Source organism: Flavobacterium sp. KS-LB2, from assembly GCF_036895565.1.
Taxonomy (GTDB): domain Bacteria; phylum Bacteroidota; class Bacteroidia; order Flavobacteriales; family Flavobacteriaceae; genus Flavobacterium.
This window is the reverse complement of the sequence record NZ_CP145904.1, coordinates 806,849-823,788: the sequence shown is the minus strand read 5'-3', so window position 1 is coordinate 823,788 and position 16,940 is coordinate 806,849. Positions and strand designations below refer to the sequence as shown.

The window sequence follows — 16,940 nt, the reverse complement described above, 5'->3', positions numbered from 1 at the left end:
TCATGAAGAAATATAATAATATAGTTACCATTTGCTTGTCAATTTTATTTTTGACATCATGTAGCTCCGATTTTTTAGATTATGAACCAACAGGAGTATTGTCTTCTGGAAATGTGGCAACAGCTGCAAATGCAGAAGCACTTGTAAACGCGGCCTATGCTGCAATTGGAAATGACGAAATGGTTGGCCCAATAACAAACCAATGGGTTTACGGAAGTGTACGATCTGATGATGCCTATAAAGGAGGTGGAGGTCGTGGCGATGTTGATGCAATTGACCGTTATGAACAATACAATACAACTATTGCGGATTATGGAGACTGGATGTTACCTAGAACTTGGACAAATCATTATAAAGCGATTTCTAGAGCTAACTTTGCCTTGTCTGTTATTAATGCAATTCCAGATGCGGATTATCCATTAAAAAAAGTGAGACAAGCAGAATTGCGTTTTTTAAGAGCGCATTCTCATTTTATGTTAAAGTTATTGTTTAATAAAGTTCCTTATATCACAGAAGAGCTTACTCAAGAAGACATATTAAAAACGTCAAATGATTTGTCAAGTGATGCTTTATGGGACAAAATTGCAGCTGATTTACAATTTGCATTTGATAATTTACAACAAAGTCAGGATCAGGTTGGTAGAGCTGATAAAAATGCTGCAGCTGCTTATCTTGCAAAATTAAGTTTATATCAGGCATATAAGCAAAATGATGCGCATCAAGTAACTAGTATAGATGCAACAAAATTACAAAAAGTAATAGATTATGCTGATAAAGTGACAGGAAGTTTAGAGCCTGACTTTGGAAATAATTTTTTAGATGGTCATGATAATGGTTCAGAATCTATTTGGGCTGTACAATTCTCTATAAATGACGGAACCAATACAGGAAGAGTAAGTTTTGTTACGGGATTAAACTCTCCTCATGGAACGCCTCTATATGGATGTTGTGGCTTTCATATGGCAAGCCAAAATATGGTGAATGCATTTAGAACTGATGCTAATGGCTTACCATTATTAGACACTTTCAATAATTCAGATATTTTTAATACAATAACTAATGGTGATGCTCCACTTGCAGCTGGAGTTACTTTAGACCCAAGAATTGACCATACTGTTGGTGTGCCAGGAAGACCATTTAAATATAAAAACACGCTAAAAAATTCAGGCGATATGGTCTATAAATTGAGTTGGGCTAGAGATCCAGGTGTTTATGGATACTTTGGAAATATGAAAGAGCAACAATCTCCAGACTGTTCTTGCTATGTAAAAAACGGACCATTCATAGGTACTTCTAAAAACGTTGATTTTATTAGATATTCGGATGTTTTATTATTCAAAGCAGAAGCATTAATTCAATTGAATAGATATGCAGAAGCGTTACCTTTGATTAATCAAATTAGAGCAAGAGCAGCAGCCAGTACTGCAATGACTTTAGCTGCAGGAGCTTCAAATGTTTATAAAGTTCAACCATATGCTTCTTTCCCATCAAAAGACTACGCAATGAAGGCGTTAATGTTTGAAAGGAGATTGGAGTTTGGTATGGAAGGACCAAGATTCTTTGATTTAGTAAGATGGGGTATTGCTGAGCCCGTTTTGAATGCCTACCTTAATGTTGAGAAAACTAAAAGAGATTTTCTTTCTAATGCAAAGTTTACGGCAGGTAGAGATGAGTATTATCCGATACCTCAAAGAGAAATTGATTTTACAGGAGGGTTATACAAACAAAATCCTGGATATTAAGGATTAAATTTGTTTTGGTGTTTGTTTAAATTGTGTTAAAGGCAAGATATGTTCTTGCCTTTAACTTTTAAATGTTTTATTGAATAGGTCGGTTTTGTACTTATTCTTAATTTTTTAATAAGTTTTATTATGAATGCAAAATACACGTTAAGTGCTGTATGTTTTGGGGAAGTTTTATGGGATATTTTTCCAACACATAAAAAAATTGGAGGAGCTCCATTAAATGTGGCTTTACGCATGAACTCCCTTGGGGTAGAAACGACAATGATAAGTCGTATTGGTGCGGATGAAAATGGAGAGGATATTTTATCTTTTTTAAGGAGTCAAGAAATCACTACTGATTTAATTCAAGTAACTAAAGAATACAAAACGGGCGCGGTACATGTAATGATAAACGAAAAGGGAAATGCTTCCTATGATATATTATATCCTTCTGCTTGGGATAAAATTGTAGAAACTGAAATAATGGATAAAGTGATTTCTGAAGCAGATGTTTTTGTTTTCGGGAGTTTAATATGTCGTGATGAAGTTTCCAGATCTACTTTGTATGACCTTTTGGACAAAGCTAAATATAAAGTTTTGGATGCAAATCTTAGAGTTCCTTATTACACCAATGACGTACTTAATGAGTTGATGTTAAAAGCCGATTTTATTAAGCTTAATGATGAAGAATTATATGAGATAAGTCAGCAATTGGAGTCACCTTATAATTCCTTTGAACAGAATATTAAATTTATCGCTGAAAAGACAAATACAAAACATGTTTGCGTAACAAAAGGTGCATTTGGAGCGGTCTTGTATTACAATGATAAATTTTACTATAATAGTGGTTATTTTATAAAAGTAGTAGATACCGTTGGTGCTGGGGATTCCTTTTTAGCTTCATTAATAATACGATTATTAAGAGGAAAATCACCTCAAAAAGCGTTGAATTATGCTTGTGCAATAGGCGCTTTAGTAGCTGGACAAGAAGGAGCTAATCCCAAGATTTCTGAAAAGGCAATTAGTGATTATATGAAAATTCAGAAAAAAAGTATAAAAAAATAGCTAGTGATTTTGTTCAGGGTGTAATTGATTTTGAATACCTAACGGGTTAATTATTGATTTCTTTTATTTACTGAACTTTAGTGTATTGACGAAAGTGGAAATTACAGTTAGTTGTACACCACTTTCAGCATAAGTCACTTACTGAATATGCTGACAAAAAGAGAACAGCCAGTTAAGAAAAATTGAAACCTGAGTTAAGAACTTTTATTCTATATCCCCGATCAGATAAGAATCATGACCTTCTAAAGATTTAACATAAGAATTGATGATTCTTTACAGGATTCGAACCGTTAAAATCAGCAAACACAAGAGGTTATCAATCAATTAAAACTACTAACGATTTTGTCGAACCAAAAAAAGCCTGCAAAATGAATACTTTGCAGGCTTTTTACTTTTCTTGTGACCAAAATAGGATTCGAACCAATGTTAAATTAAAATTAATAATTTTATATTTAAATGAATTTCTCTAAATAAATTTTCGACGAAGCCATTATTAATAATAGTAATATCTAAAAATAAGATATTCAAATCACAATCTAAAATCGAGTACTTTACATTTAAAAATTAACTTATTATAAAAATCATTATTAATATAAGTAATTTTACACTTATCATCCAGAAATTCATTATTATCCTCAAAGATTAACCGCTCCTCAATAAAACTACTACGAATAATATTCTATAAATTTTGAGACAAAAAAGAGTGAGGAAAAAAGTGAGGAAAACTTTAAAAAAAGACAAATATCGAAGCTTTAAAGATTCGATAAAGTTCCATAAAACAACAAATAAGGGTGACAATAAAAAATAAAGCAGGATTCATAACCCTGAGGTCCCGAGTTCAAATCTCGGTCTCGCTACCAAAGCAAAAACCCTAACATCAACATGTTAGGGTTTTTTTTATGCTTAACATCTAACCAATTCGGCATAGCTCAACTTTAGGAGTGAGGAAAAGGAGTGACTTTTCATACTCCAAACGGTTTAATCTACCAACACACAACCTATTTCAAGCAAATTTTCTGTTAACTCCCTTGATGCAATTTACTTACTTGAATATACTCTAGCTTCAAAGTTATTTTTGCTGTAAAAAAGGTAAATATTTTATTGCAAACCATTATTCTCCAAAAAAACGGAACCAAGATTTGTTATATCGAGTACACATTAGTACAAATATTTCTAATATCTAAAATCAAAGCATAAATTGAAAATCAAAACCAATACAAAGGATATAAATCATTATTTTTTTATCAAACAATAATGATTTTAACGAAAGGTTGATAACTATTTATTATAAAACACTAGCAACCAATTTCTTTCTGAAGTAATTTTACAGACCAAAGTCACGAAGCTACAGTTCGGATGAAATCCTCGATATTGCGACACATTTTAATCACTTAGGATTCCAACTTTTAGAATTATTATCACTTGACAAATTTTATCATTTACATAAACTAAAATCTTATGGATTCAGATACATTTATTTTCTGCCTCGAAGCCGTCCCTGATATAGAAACCGCCCCGATTAGCGAAGTGGTCAAAAACCTAGAACAATTAGCATTTGAACAAGGCATTACAAGTATTTATAAAACATGCGATACTATTGAAGGGTTAGAGGAAAGTTTAAATACACTGCTATATGACGATCATAATTTCACCAATTATGAAATAATTTATTTAGTAATGCAAGGTGAAGGAAACTCGATTTGCATCAATGAATATTATTACAGTTTAGAAGAAATAGCCGAGCTTTTTGAGGGAAAAATGAAAGGCAAAATAGTACATTTTGCCAATGCAAAGGTACTAGACTTGAGCAATGAGGAAGCACAATACTTTCTAGATATTACAGGAGCACGCGCTATTTCTGGTTATGGAACGAAATTCAATGCGTTAACAAGCAGTTATCTTGATAAAGTTTTCTTTAGTCTATTTGAAGAACTAAATGATGTTGTCGAAATTGTCGAAGCACTACATGAGAAACAATACGCTATTTGCAAACTACTCGATTTTAGACTCTATTATTAAACATCCCTGATTATTCCCAAATATTTTCCATAACACCTTCATACTCCCATTTGTCAAACTGTATTTTTACATAAAAAGAAACACCTTAACAAGAATAAAAATTATCATTTTTAATACTACTCGTTTTATTTTCTAGTTAGGTAAAAAAACTACTATCTTATAGTGGTATAAATATTAATTAATCGCAGCCTATTTATTGTAGTTAAAAAGAAATTCAACACAATAGCTTATATTGCAGTACTTATAAACTTCGCTACATGAAAGATTTAAAAAAATACAGTAACAAAACAAAAGCCGCTTTCATTATATTGATAGTCATGTTTATCATTTTAATGAGTAATTTCAATACACTGCAAAACTCAAAAAAGACAAACGAAGATATCAATACTATCTATAAGGATCGATTAGTGGTAGCCCGCTATATTTTTCAGTACACCAATGCACTCTATTCCATAAAAACTGATGCGGTAACAACTACACTAAATGACATTCAAAAAAAGAATCAGATTACACTAGCTTTAAAAAACATTGAAAACATAGATAAATTGTATCTAAAAACAGTTTTAACTTCCAAAGAAAAAACATCCTTAAATATATTTCTAGCTTCGTGCTCTGAGATATTCAAAGAAGCGCAAAATAAAAACTGGTCTCAAGTAAACAACTTGAGCACCCAAGCTTTAGAAACATTAGAATTACTTTCACAAATTCAAAGTGAAGAAGGGAAATCAAAATTGACCAATTCAAATACATTATATACAGACAATACCCTTTTAGGACAACTTCAGATAGCTTTGTTAGTTATTTTAGGCGGTATCGCCTTATACTTATTGATAGGAAAGAAAAACAAAATAACCATCAAAATACCGGAACCACAAAGTATGAATTGATTAGAAGTAGCAATCTAAAATCATTACTGTTTATAGTTATATCTAAAAAAAATCCGACTAAACTTAAATTAATAATTCACAAACCAAAAGTTTGCGTTCCACTATAAGTCCTTTTAACATGACAAATCCCTAAATAGCAGAAACTATTTAGGGATTTGTATTTTATACTCATCAAAAAAGCGCAAAAAGATTATATTTTCATTCTGATAAAATAGCAACATAGTTCAAAGATTTTATCTCTAACAACGTATCAAAACAAATTAAAACAGAAAAACATCAGAACCAATTAAACGTTATTTAGTCTTTATTACAATCACTCCATTACTACCTTGAGCCCCATAAATAGAAGCTGCTGCATCCTTTAGTACACTTATATTTTTTACATTATTAGGAGAAATATAATCAATACTTGACACAATAACACCATCCACAACAAACAACGGCTCACCGATATTACGAAGCGAACTGACTCCCCTAATCGTTATTTTATTGTCTCTTGAAACCGACACTCCAGAAACACGACCACGCATTAAATCATAAACAGTAGTAAACAACCCCTGGTTTTTATCGTTTTGAGCATTTAAACTTTTTACAGTATTCACTTTATACTGTTGATCTACTTCAGAATATCCAAGACTAATATTTTCGCCATTTTTGATTCTATTGTTTATTGATTTTTGCGATTCTAAAAACACAAAATTCATTATATTTTCATTATTAAATTTAGAGGACAATAAACCAAATTTATAGGAGTAAACATTAATAACAGCCACCTTTTCAGGGAGTAAAACTTCAAAATCACCATTACTATTTGTAGTACTATTTGAATAAATAGAATCTAAATATATTCTAGCATTTACCACTGGCTTGTTTTTATAATCAACAACCTTCCCGGTCAACTTATTTTGTGCATAACCCAAACCAACAAATGCAAAGAATACAACTAAAAAAATTCTACAAATTTTCATACTACTATATTTTATAATTTTAATAAATGTACGGAAAAATTACTCTTAACGTTTTTTTTTATTGAAAATAGCTATTTGAATGAGCCGGTAAGTAATCATTAAATAGCAGATTAAAACTATAAAGAATAAAAACTCAACTCATATACTTTCTTTAAAATAATGAAACACACCAACAAAAAACAACTAATTTATTTTCAATAATCAGAGAATTTATATTTCTAAATAATACATTATAATTCTAGTCAAAGTCATTTTAACTTCTCACAAATCTATCAACAATAAATAAAATTCAAATTAAAGAATGACATCGTAGCTATTTGTTAAGATTCTTCTGAATAAACAATTAAAAAAATGAATAACAATTTATTTTAATTTTTTTTTATTTATCACTATAAACACTGCTTATATCGATTTTCACGATATGTATTTTATCGGTAAATGAAATAGAAAATCCGATAAACTACAGAAAATTATAACATTTTACCAACAAAATGTTGTTTCGTAAAAAACAAACAAGTAGTTTTATTGCCTAAATATCTTACTAGAAAGTTTATGGCCCAAAATTACTTTTCAAAAAATACCGATTCTCTTAAATTTACAAAAAACTCCCATCCTCTTTCCTTCTTTGCTACCGCAAAAGTAAACCACCATAAAACCCAATCTTTAGTAGCTTTAATAAGTTTATTTATGATGCTATTCTTGGGAGGAAATGTTTCTGCTCAAACTACTCTTTTTAGCTCAGGTTTTGAGACAAGTGACGCTACTTTTTCAGGCTCAGCCGGTACAAATACTACCATTTCACAGCCCACAGCCAGCAATCCAAGAACAGGAACAAAATCTGGTGAAATGGTTGCTACAGGTAAAAATACCAGTTTCTCTGGCTCCATTATTACTTCTAGTCAAATTTCTTTTATTTCAGGAAGGTATTATACCATTTCTGTTTGGGCTAAAGTATATGGAACTGTCTCCACATTGAAAATTAAAAAATCAGCAACTGCAACTAATGCCGCTATGATTACTGCAACAGGAAATGATGCCATTTTAAATCCAGGTTCTGATAATGTTACAACTTCAAGTTATGTTCAATTTTCCGTAACCTTTCAAGCATCGTCAACTGAAAATAAATACGTAGGTATTCAGGTTATCTCTAATGCAAACCCAGGAGACACATCTGTTATTTACATTGATGACATTAGTATCATTGAGAACACTACCCTCCCTATAACTTATTGCGCCCCCTCTGTAAGTAGCGGTCTCGAAACAACCAAATATATTTCAAAAATAAGCTTTATTGGCACGCTGAATGATGTAACAAATCAATCAACCTTCTCCTCCATTACCCCAGGTTATCAAGATTTTACTAATCTATCCAACAAAGCTATACAAGCCCAAGGTGAGGGAATCAATGTGTTTTTTCAAAGTCCTAACTCTCAAAATATTGTTGCCTGGGTAGACTGGAACAAAGACGGAGACTTCTATGATACAGGAGAAAAAGTATATTCTTGTGATGCTTCCGGCTCAACTATTTATACTGCCTCTACAACTTTTGGGTTCGTTATCCCACAAACAACTGCTTCTGGTGATTATAGAATTAGAATAAGATGCGTTGCATACAATTCAACACTAACTGTCACTCCTTGTGACAACATCAATACTAACGGGGAAACAGAAGATTATTTATTTACTGTAATTCCAAGTTGTTCCGCAACAATTACAAGTATAACAAATGGATTTAATTGCGGGACAGGTTCAGTTACATTAGGCGCAACAGCAACTACTGGTAGTACACAATACCGTTGGTATGATGCCCAAACAGGAGGAACATTAGTAGAAACTACAGCGTCAACCACATGGCCAACGCCTACTATTGCTACCACAACAACTTATTATGTAACGGCATTTAATGGGAGTTGCGAATCTTTATTCAGAACCCCAGTGGTCGCAACTATAAAACCGGTACCAGCTTTAACTTTTGCAAATGCCAACCCTGAAGTTTGCGGCGAAAATAGCATTATATCACTACAAGCAACCGGAAGTAGTGAACAAGTTTACCTAATTGACGAAAATTTTGAAAGCGGTTCTTTAGGATCATTTTCAAACAACAATATTATATCAAACAACGCATCTATTAACAATAGCTCAGCTTGGCAAATTAAATCCAGTACATTTGTTCCTGGGTATCCACCTTTTTATGTTTGGTTTCCTGCAATATCCTCTGGCTTTGGAACAAATAAGTTTGCAATGGCTGCTTCGGATGTTGGAGGTTCTCCAATACACAATGAACTACGTTCTACAACTATCAATGCTAGCAACTTTTTAAATTTAACACTTTCTCTACGAATTTATTTCTCAAGGTACACCCCAGATAACACAAGCACAGCTTCTGAATATGTTGGCTTAGAAATTTCAGATGATAATGGTGCTTCTTGGGCCGCCATTAATCCTAATTACACTACCGACTTAGGAATCGGAACACGTTTTGACACCAAAACATATGTCTTGAACAGTTATGCTGGAAAATCAAATTTAAGAGTTAGGATTATATATTATGCTAATGGATGGTTTGATGGGGTAGCGATTGATGATATCAAATTATTTGGTGACAAACCATTATCGCCCTCATTCCAATGGACAAGTGCTCTTCCTATTGATGCTTACACTAATGCCGCTTGTACTATACCTTATACTGCGGGTACACCAGCGTCTATTGTTTATGTAAAACCAACATTAGCACAACTGGAACAAAGTACCTATTCATTTACTGCAAAAGCAAATTTAGCAAATGGCTGTTCTACAAGTGCAATCATAAACGTAACTAACAAATCTAAAGTTTGGCAAAACTTAACCACTGACTGGAATAATTCGAGCAACTGGAAACCATCCGGAGTTCCTACAGGAGCTAATTGTGTTATTATTCCAAACACATCTGTTATTCCAGCAAGTAACTATAATGCTTACGCCAAAAATCTAACAATTAAATCAACCGGTAACCTAGAGCTCTCAACTGGCAGTAATTTAACCGTTACTGATTTTGTCAAAGTAGATGCAAGCGGGATTTTTAATATCAGAGATAAAGCCAGCTTGATCCAAAAAAATAATACTAATACCAATGCCGGAATTATTAACGTAGAAAAAACAACTTCACCTTTTGAAAAATATGATTATACCTATTGGTCAACACCAGTAACTTCTACAACTATCAGCACAACATTTCCTACATGGAGAACCGATTATGCTTTTGAATTTAAACCATCAAATTTTCTCGATTTATATGATTCTGAAACGGGTGCTGCAACACCTGACGGTTTTGATGATGATGAAAATGATTGGATATATACAACCACAATGACTTCCGGTAAAGGATATATAATTATGGGACCAACTATAGGAACTTTTCCAAAAAGCGAATCTGTAGTTTTCAATGGAGTTGTGAATAATGGCATTGTGAACACAAAAATTTTTAAGACCCCTGGTACTCCTACAGATGACGACTGGAATTTGGTAGGAAATCCGTATCCTTCAGCTATTTCTGCCACTGCTTTTATAAATGCCAATTTAAGTAGTATTGATGCAACCCTATATTTTTGGACGCACAAGCAAGATATTTCCATAAGTAATCCAGGACCTGATTTATTAAATTTTTCATCAGATGATTATGCAATGTATAATTTGTCAGGAGGAATAGGAACATCGGGAAGTTTCATAGGTACAACAGAACAGTCGAATAAGCCATTAGGCAACATTGCCTCTTGCCAAAGTTTTTTTGTAGAATCTAATGTCGACAATGTTGATTTAATTTTTAACAATGAAATGAGATTAGGAACAACCAATACACAATTTTACAAAACATTACCAATCAATATAAAAGACAAGGAAAGAGACCGTTTATGGTTGAATATGGAAAACAGCGACGGGATATTTAGTCAACAATTGATTGGATATTTTGCAAATACGACAAATGACTATGATAATGGTTATGATGGATTGTTAAATGACGGAGGGAATTATGTTAATTTTTATTCGTTTATTAATGAAGATCCTTATAAAATTCAAGGACGAGAGACTTTCAGTGATAATGATCAAGTCCGTTTGGGATATTTTAGTGCTGTTGCTGGCAGTTTTAATATCAACATCGACTCCAAAGAGGGAGTTTTTAAGGATTCAAAAACAAATATCTATTTAGAAGATAAAGAACTGAACATAATTCATGATTTAAAAAAAGCCCCTTATGTATTCAATACAGAAATAGGTGATTACAAAGATCGTTTCTCCTTACGCTATACCGATAAAACGCTTGGGATAAAAGATGACATTCGTGAGAATAACATTCAAGTAGTTTTTACACGTTCTAATAATTTTTTGAATATAAATAATGGTACGATTGACAATACCGTTCTTACAGTCTCACTTTTCAATATACAAGGGAAGTTGATGTCTAAATGGGACGTCTCAGACAAGGAACAAACCAGCATTAAAATCCCAATTCAAAACAAAACGTCAGGAGTTTATATTGTAAAATTGAAAACTTTAAAAGGAAATGTCAATAAAAAAATTATCATTAAATAATTTAAACTAAAGCAACTAAAAAAAGACTTCTCGTAACTGGGAAGTCTTTTTTTTTTTTACAGGTATACCACTTAAAAAAGTATTAAATAATAACTACATTATCTTAAAAAGACTTCTAAAATTTGAGAAGCTTTTATTCTATTTACGATTCTAAAATTTATTAAAATTTCAAAAGACCAATATCGATTCATGAAGTAAAATAATAAAGATATTTAAGTAATATAAAAAAAAGCTTCTCAATTTTTTTAATATTAAGTATTTTTTTATAATATTTATATTACAATAAATAAATAAAAATGTATTTAATCGATTATTTTTGCGTTTTATCTATTAGTTGTGAAAATTTATTTAAATTTAGGGTCGCAAAACAATTATTACTTTGAATGAATTTTATCTGAAATAAAAATTTAAATCATAATTAATTAAACTGAAGAAAATTATGAAGAATACTTTACGTAATAAAAAAATTATTAGAATCATACTTTTAATTTTAATTCTAATTATTCCCATAATCGAAGCTAATGCACAAACGTTAACAACTCCACAAGTTAATTTTACGCAAAGAACCTCGGCTGCCACACCAGCCCAAAGTATCTACAACATTAAAGGTGATTTTACTTTACTAGGAAACACTAACTTAACTCTTGTTAATTACGGAACAGCTACTGATAATCAAAATAATTCTATGAAGTACGTAGATATTGATGGTGATGTCAATACATGGAATTCCTCTAAAGCAACGCTTGAACTTTCTAACTCAGGAGAGAATAGCGCTACTCAAAATTGTTCAACAGTACTTTTTGCTGGACTTTACTGGACCGGAAAATCCGAAGATGCTGATACCTTTACAGCTTCTAAGCAAGTTCAAAATGGTACCCAAACAGTTAACAGCAATTCAACAGTAATTCATAACCAACAAATTACAAATTCAAACTACACACTACTTGTTACTAGAGGCAGTTCTGGTAGTAGTCGTTGGCCTATTTATACTTTTAGCGGAAACGGGAATACCTATTCCTTTGAGTTTAATAATACTCCCGCTATAACATTATCAGTAAATAGTGGAGCTTCCACTGCTATTCCTTCAAGTATTGTAATTTCAGGTGGTGTTGCTACTGCAACTCTAACAACACCTTATATCATAATAGATGGTGGGGCAAATCTAACCATTAATCAATTAATCAGAAGTTCAACAACAAATTTAAGTCTTGCAGATATTCAAACTACATCATCAGCTGCGGTTAATTTATCAGGGACTGTTCCTGCTTATACGACTATTACTAAAAATTACGACAAAAAAGTAATTTCACTAAAAGGTCCAGGAGCTACTTCTTACACTTCAATCACCGCAAAGACTACTGGAGCCACTCCTAATATTTATTTTCCTGGAGCTGCAAATAGTGGGATTTTTGTTGGTTACCAAGAAATCACAGATTACGTAAAAATACATGGTCCTGGAGCATACACTGTTGCCGATATTGGTTTAAAAGAAGGAACGAACACTAATCCAGGCTTTTCTGGTGGTTGGGTTATGGTTGTTATTTACCAAAATCCATTAATGAAAAGTAGAGCAGTAACACTATTTGATGGAAATGCTTTTGTAAACGGACAAAGAGCAGCAGTTAATGGCGTACAGGGTGAATATGGAAACATTAACATTTCAGGATTTACTACCGTAGGATCAGGTAATGTAAACATGAAACTAGGAGTAATGGCCGCTGAAGGAGATATTGGATTATCTGGTGATTATCTAGCCGTACAAAAACTTACTGCTGATCCCAATAAAACGTATGATACTACTAATTACCTAACACTAAATCACGGAGCAAATACAACCAATAACTTCTTTAATTCCTCTATATTTCCGATACCAACCAACACCGATAGTAATCCCAACTTACTAAACAATACTGGAGTTGATTTTAGTATGTTTACAATTCCAAATACTGGGAATACGGTTATAGCTAATAATCAAACCGCAACTACTTTTAGATTTGGATCTACTTCTGACGTATTTACCATATTTGGTTTTGCAATGTCGGTAGATGCTTACATACCTGAACCTAATGGTTTAATAAGTGTAAACTCCATCAATAATGTCACTAACCCTCCAGTCTTAATAGCATTACCAGGACAAACAATAAATTATTCGCTTAGTATTACTAATGAAGGTACAGAAAGCACTACAAATACACTAATTTCAATCCCAATTCCGGCGACAGCAATCTTCAATGTAGGCAGTACTATTTCATATAGTACCTTCAATGGTTTTTCTACTACTAACCTACCCTATTATGATTCAGCTACCAATAAAATTTTATGGAATTTAGGTACGCTACCTATAACAGCAGGTCATCCTGAATATATCTATGCTACTTTAAGTTTTAATCTGAATGTAACAAATGATTGCAGCATCATATTAAATGTAGGTTGCAATCCGGAGGTAACCCTAGCAACAGGTACAATAACAGGTACAGGAACTACATCAGGCTCTTCTTTTACTAGGTATTTTTTTCAGGGTTATGACAATACCTCTTGTCATTTACCAATTGATGGATCTATTAAAGTAGCTATTGACGGAAACTCATGTTCATCAGTAATGGCTGGTATTGATTTGTCCCCTATTTGTGGACTTGAATCTGTACAATTAGCTGCAACTGCTGGCACAACCGGCACATGGTCAATTGTAAGTGGGCCATCAGGTGGAGGAGAAATTTTTTCAAGTGCGACTAGTCCATCTTCCGAATTTTACAGCCCAAATACCGGCATTTATACCCTTAGATGGACAATCACTGCTAGTGGAAGTTGTGCCCCAATTACTGATGATGTACAGATTTCGATTGGTCTTTGTTTGGTTTTGAATTTTGATGGAATTGATGATAACGTTAATTTAAAAAATAATTTTAATTTAGACAGCGGATCTTTTAGTATCGAAACTTGGGTTAAACCAGGGGTAACAAATGGAAATATTCAAACTATTTTTTCAAAAAGAAACCCAAGTTCACTTACAGATGGATATGATTTAAGAATAGTAAACAATATTATTTCATTTAATTGGAACAATGGAAACTCAATAACATCGAATTATTCCGTTACCACTGGTAGATGGTATCATGTTGCTGTTACATTTGACGGAACATCTTATAATCTTTATATTGATGGGATTAGCGTTAAAAATGCTGTAGCAGGTTCAAATCCAATAGCTAATATAACAGCCAAATGCATCATGGGGGCTATGGCTCCTAGTATTTCTTATCCATACCAACCAACTAATTACTTTACTGGTTGGATGCAAGAGCTTCGCGTTTGGAATGTAGCTTTAAACATTGCTCAAACTCGCCAAATGATGAATCAACGAATCACTAACAATAGTGCAGCCGTTACAGGTACTACCGTACCACTTGTAATCCCTGGTTTAAATTGGAATAATTTAGAAGGATATTATCAAATGGCACAATCCACTGATATTTTGAATGGCTTTTTAATAGACAAAACTAGTAATCTTCGAAACGGGAAATTAATCGGAATTGTTACCGCTCAACCTGAAACAGCTCCATTACCTTACACTTCGATAACAAACAACGCATGGGAAACAAGTAGTACCTGGACCCATGGAAATGTATGGAACATTCCAAACACATTAGGAGTTGATAACAGTACTTATATTGATTGGAATATTGTCAAAACCAATCATAACATAACTACTGCTGGAAATAAAACTGTTTTAGGATTATTGGTTGAAAGCAACATACTTGGAGCTAATAATGACAATAAAATTGAAATATCACACTATCTAAAATTAGATGGTAAAATCGATTTAGTAGGAAAATCACAATTAGTGCAAACTGAGGGAAGCGAATTGGATGTAAATAGTTCTGGATCTATTGAAAGAGACCAGCAAGGACAATCTAATTTATACAATTATAACTATTGGAGCTCTCCAGTAAGCCCAATAAATACAACCTCTAATAATACCAATTATACAGTATCAGGTATAATGAAAGATGGTACTACATCGACACCTCAAAACATTAACTGGATTGGCGGTTATGATGGAGCGGCAACATCTCCAATTAGCTTAGCGCGCTACTGGCTTTATAAATTTGATGATTATGCAAATGCTTACGCAAATTGGTTTCAAATAACTGAAAATGATCCTATACGCGTAGGTCAAGGATTTACTTTAAAAGGAAGTGGCGCCATTTCAGGAACTCAAAACTACACTTTTGTTGGAAAACCAAATAACGGCACAATATCATCAAACACCGTAGGAGATGATCAATTGTTATTAACTGGAAATCCATACCCATCTGCACTCGATGCTGATGCTTTTATAACAGACAATATTAGTTCTTTAGAAACTTTTTCTAGTCCTTCAATTGATGGAACGCTATATTTCTGGGAACATTATGCATCAAATAACACTCATGTTTTACGGGATTATCAAGGCGGTTATGCAGTTAGAAATTTAACGGGAGGAATTGCGCCTTCGGCTTCAGGAGTGGATTTTATAAGTCAGTCCGGAACACCATCCAGAGGAATACCTAACCAGTTTATTCCCGTAGGACAAGGATTTTTTGTGAATGGAAAAATTGGGTCAGGAGGCACTGTCATTTTTAAAAATAGTCAACGAGGTTTCCATAAAGAAAATGAAGTTGGAGTTTCTAATGTAATATATAAGACCAATTCTGGTAAAAGTCTCCCTTGGTACAACAATAATAATGACCCAATAGTGCATAAATCCTATAAAAAAATTCGATTGGGATTCAACTCCCATAATGATCATCACAGACAGGTATTGTTAGGGTTTATGGATGAAAAAGCGACTAGCGAAATGGACTACGGCTATGATGGTTTAAACATCGATGACTTTCCTAATGATATGTATTTTTTAAATGGAGAAAATCAACTAGTAATTCAGGGAGAAGGATTTTTTGATAGTAATGCGTCCTACTCTATTGGAGTAAAAACGGATGCAGCAGGAAAAGTAAAATTCATGATTGATGATTTAGAAAATTTTGACGCAAACCAGCCCATTTTTCTATACGATGACGAAACTAAAATGTATCATAATATCCGAAATGAAGCTTTTGAAATCAATCTTACCCAAGGCGAGCATCATTCTCGTTTTTCATTACGATTCAAAGACCAAACATTAGGTCTAAATGATGAAATTAGTATTGATGAAACCATAAAAATAAGCCATTTACAACATAAAAACACAATAGTAATAAACAATACAGCACTAGAAACTATTGCACAGGAAGTAACCTTATTTAATCTTCTTGGACAATCAATCAGCACCTGGAAAATTGAAAATCAAGGACAACATGACATACAACTTCCCATAAAAAAAATAAGTTCTGGAGTGTATATTGTAAAAGTCAAAACCTCAAAAGGAGATCTCAGTAAAAAAATAATTATCAAATAATCATACTATTATTACCCTTAAAAATAGAAAACTGTCTGCAAAGACAGTTTTTTTTTTACATCTAAATTAAACTTGAAAAAGAAAAAAGAAAACCTTCAATTTATTTTTTTTTAAAACGGGTAGTTTGTCGGCAGATAAAATCCTTTCATCGAAAAAAAGACTTGTTTCACCAAAACACCATTATAAATGCTTAATTTTAAGTTAATTAAGATTGTAACGTAAAGACAATATATACAATCCGACAAAAATCATAGTTGTATCTTTTTTTAATATCAATGTT

At 32.6% G+C, this 16,940-nt stretch carries 7 protein-coding genes; 6 read left to right on the top strand and 1 reads right to left on the bottom strand.

The features are described from left to right. Positions 1-2: 2 nt before the first annotated feature. From V5J73_RS03530 to V5J73_RS03515, 4 genes are all read left to right on the top strand, one after another. Positions 3-1,742: a RagB/SusD family nutrient uptake outer membrane protein gene (locus V5J73_RS03530; RefSeq protein ID WP_338647673.1), complete on the top strand. Its 1,740-nt coding sequence runs from the start codon at positions 3-5 to the stop codon at positions 1,740-1,742. 129 nt (positions 1,743-1,871) lie between these two features. Next, the gene (locus tag V5J73_RS03525; RefSeq protein WP_338647672.1) at positions 1,872-2,789 is read left to right on the top strand and encodes a carbohydrate kinase family protein; all 918 of its coding nucleotides are present in this window, start codon (positions 1,872-1,874) and stop codon (positions 2,787-2,789) included. A 1,458-nt stretch (positions 2,790-4,247) separates the two neighbouring features. After that, on the top strand, positions 4,248-4,808 hold the full coding sequence (locus V5J73_RS03520; protein ID WP_338647670.1) for a DUF6642 family protein: 561 nt from the start codon (positions 4,248-4,250) through the stop codon (positions 4,806-4,808). Between the two features lie 257 nt (positions 4,809-5,065). Continuing rightward, the gene (locus V5J73_RS03515) at positions 5,066-5,695 is read left to right on the top strand and encodes an MCP four helix bundle domain-containing protein (protein ID WP_338647669.1); all 630 of its coding nucleotides are present in this window, start codon (positions 5,066-5,068) and stop codon (positions 5,693-5,695) included. 293 nt (positions 5,696-5,988) lie between these two features. Here V5J73_RS03515 and V5J73_RS03510 read toward each other — a convergent pair whose 3' ends face one another. Further along, a complete protein-coding gene (locus V5J73_RS03510; RefSeq protein ID WP_338647668.1) occupies positions 5,989-6,663 on the bottom strand; it encodes a TonB-dependent receptor plug domain-containing protein in 675 nt (224 codons plus the stop codon). Positions 6,664-7,215: 552 nt separating this feature from the next. On the opposite strand from V5J73_RS03510, the gene V5J73_RS03505 reads away from it, so the two are divergent. Both V5J73_RS03505 and V5J73_RS03500 read left to right on the top strand, forming a co-directional pair. Next, positions 7,216-11,229, top strand: coding sequence for a GEVED domain-containing protein (locus V5J73_RS03505; RefSeq protein ID WP_338647666.1), 4,014 nt, complete (start codon positions 7,216-7,218; stop codon positions 11,227-11,229). Positions 11,230-11,668: 439 nt separating this feature from the next. After that, positions 11,669-16,660: a LamG-like jellyroll fold domain-containing protein gene (locus V5J73_RS03500; protein ID WP_338647665.1), complete on the top strand. Its 4,992-nt coding sequence runs from the start codon at positions 11,669-11,671 to the stop codon at positions 16,658-16,660. Positions 16,661-16,940: the final 280 nt, after the last annotated feature.

What these genes read in the sequence shown, in the direction of transcription:
- V5J73_RS03505 (WP_338647666.1), top strand. Translation starts at nt 7,216, where the DNA reads ATGGCCCAAAATTACTTTTCAAAAAATACCGATTCTCTTAAATTTACA.
- V5J73_RS03510 (WP_338647668.1), bottom strand. Translation starts at nt 6,663, where the DNA reads ATGAAAATTTGTAGAATTTTTTTAGTTGTATTCTTTGCATTTGTTGGT.
- V5J73_RS03525 (WP_338647672.1), top strand. Translation starts at nt 1,872, where the DNA reads ATGAATGCAAAATACACGTTAAGTGCTGTATGTTTTGGGGAAGTTTTA.
- V5J73_RS03515 (WP_338647669.1), top strand. Translation starts at nt 5,066, where the DNA reads ATGAAAGATTTAAAAAAATACAGTAACAAAACAAAAGCCGCTTTCATT.
- V5J73_RS03520 (WP_338647670.1), top strand. Translation starts at nt 4,248, where the DNA reads ATGGATTCAGATACATTTATTTTCTGCCTCGAAGCCGTCCCTGATATA.
- V5J73_RS03530 (WP_338647673.1), top strand. Translation starts at nt 3, where the DNA reads ATGAAGAAATATAATAATATAGTTACCATTTGCTTGTCAATTTTATTT.
- V5J73_RS03500 (WP_338647665.1), top strand. Translation starts at nt 11,669, where the DNA reads ATGAAGAATACTTTACGTAATAAAAAAATTATTAGAATCATACTTTTA.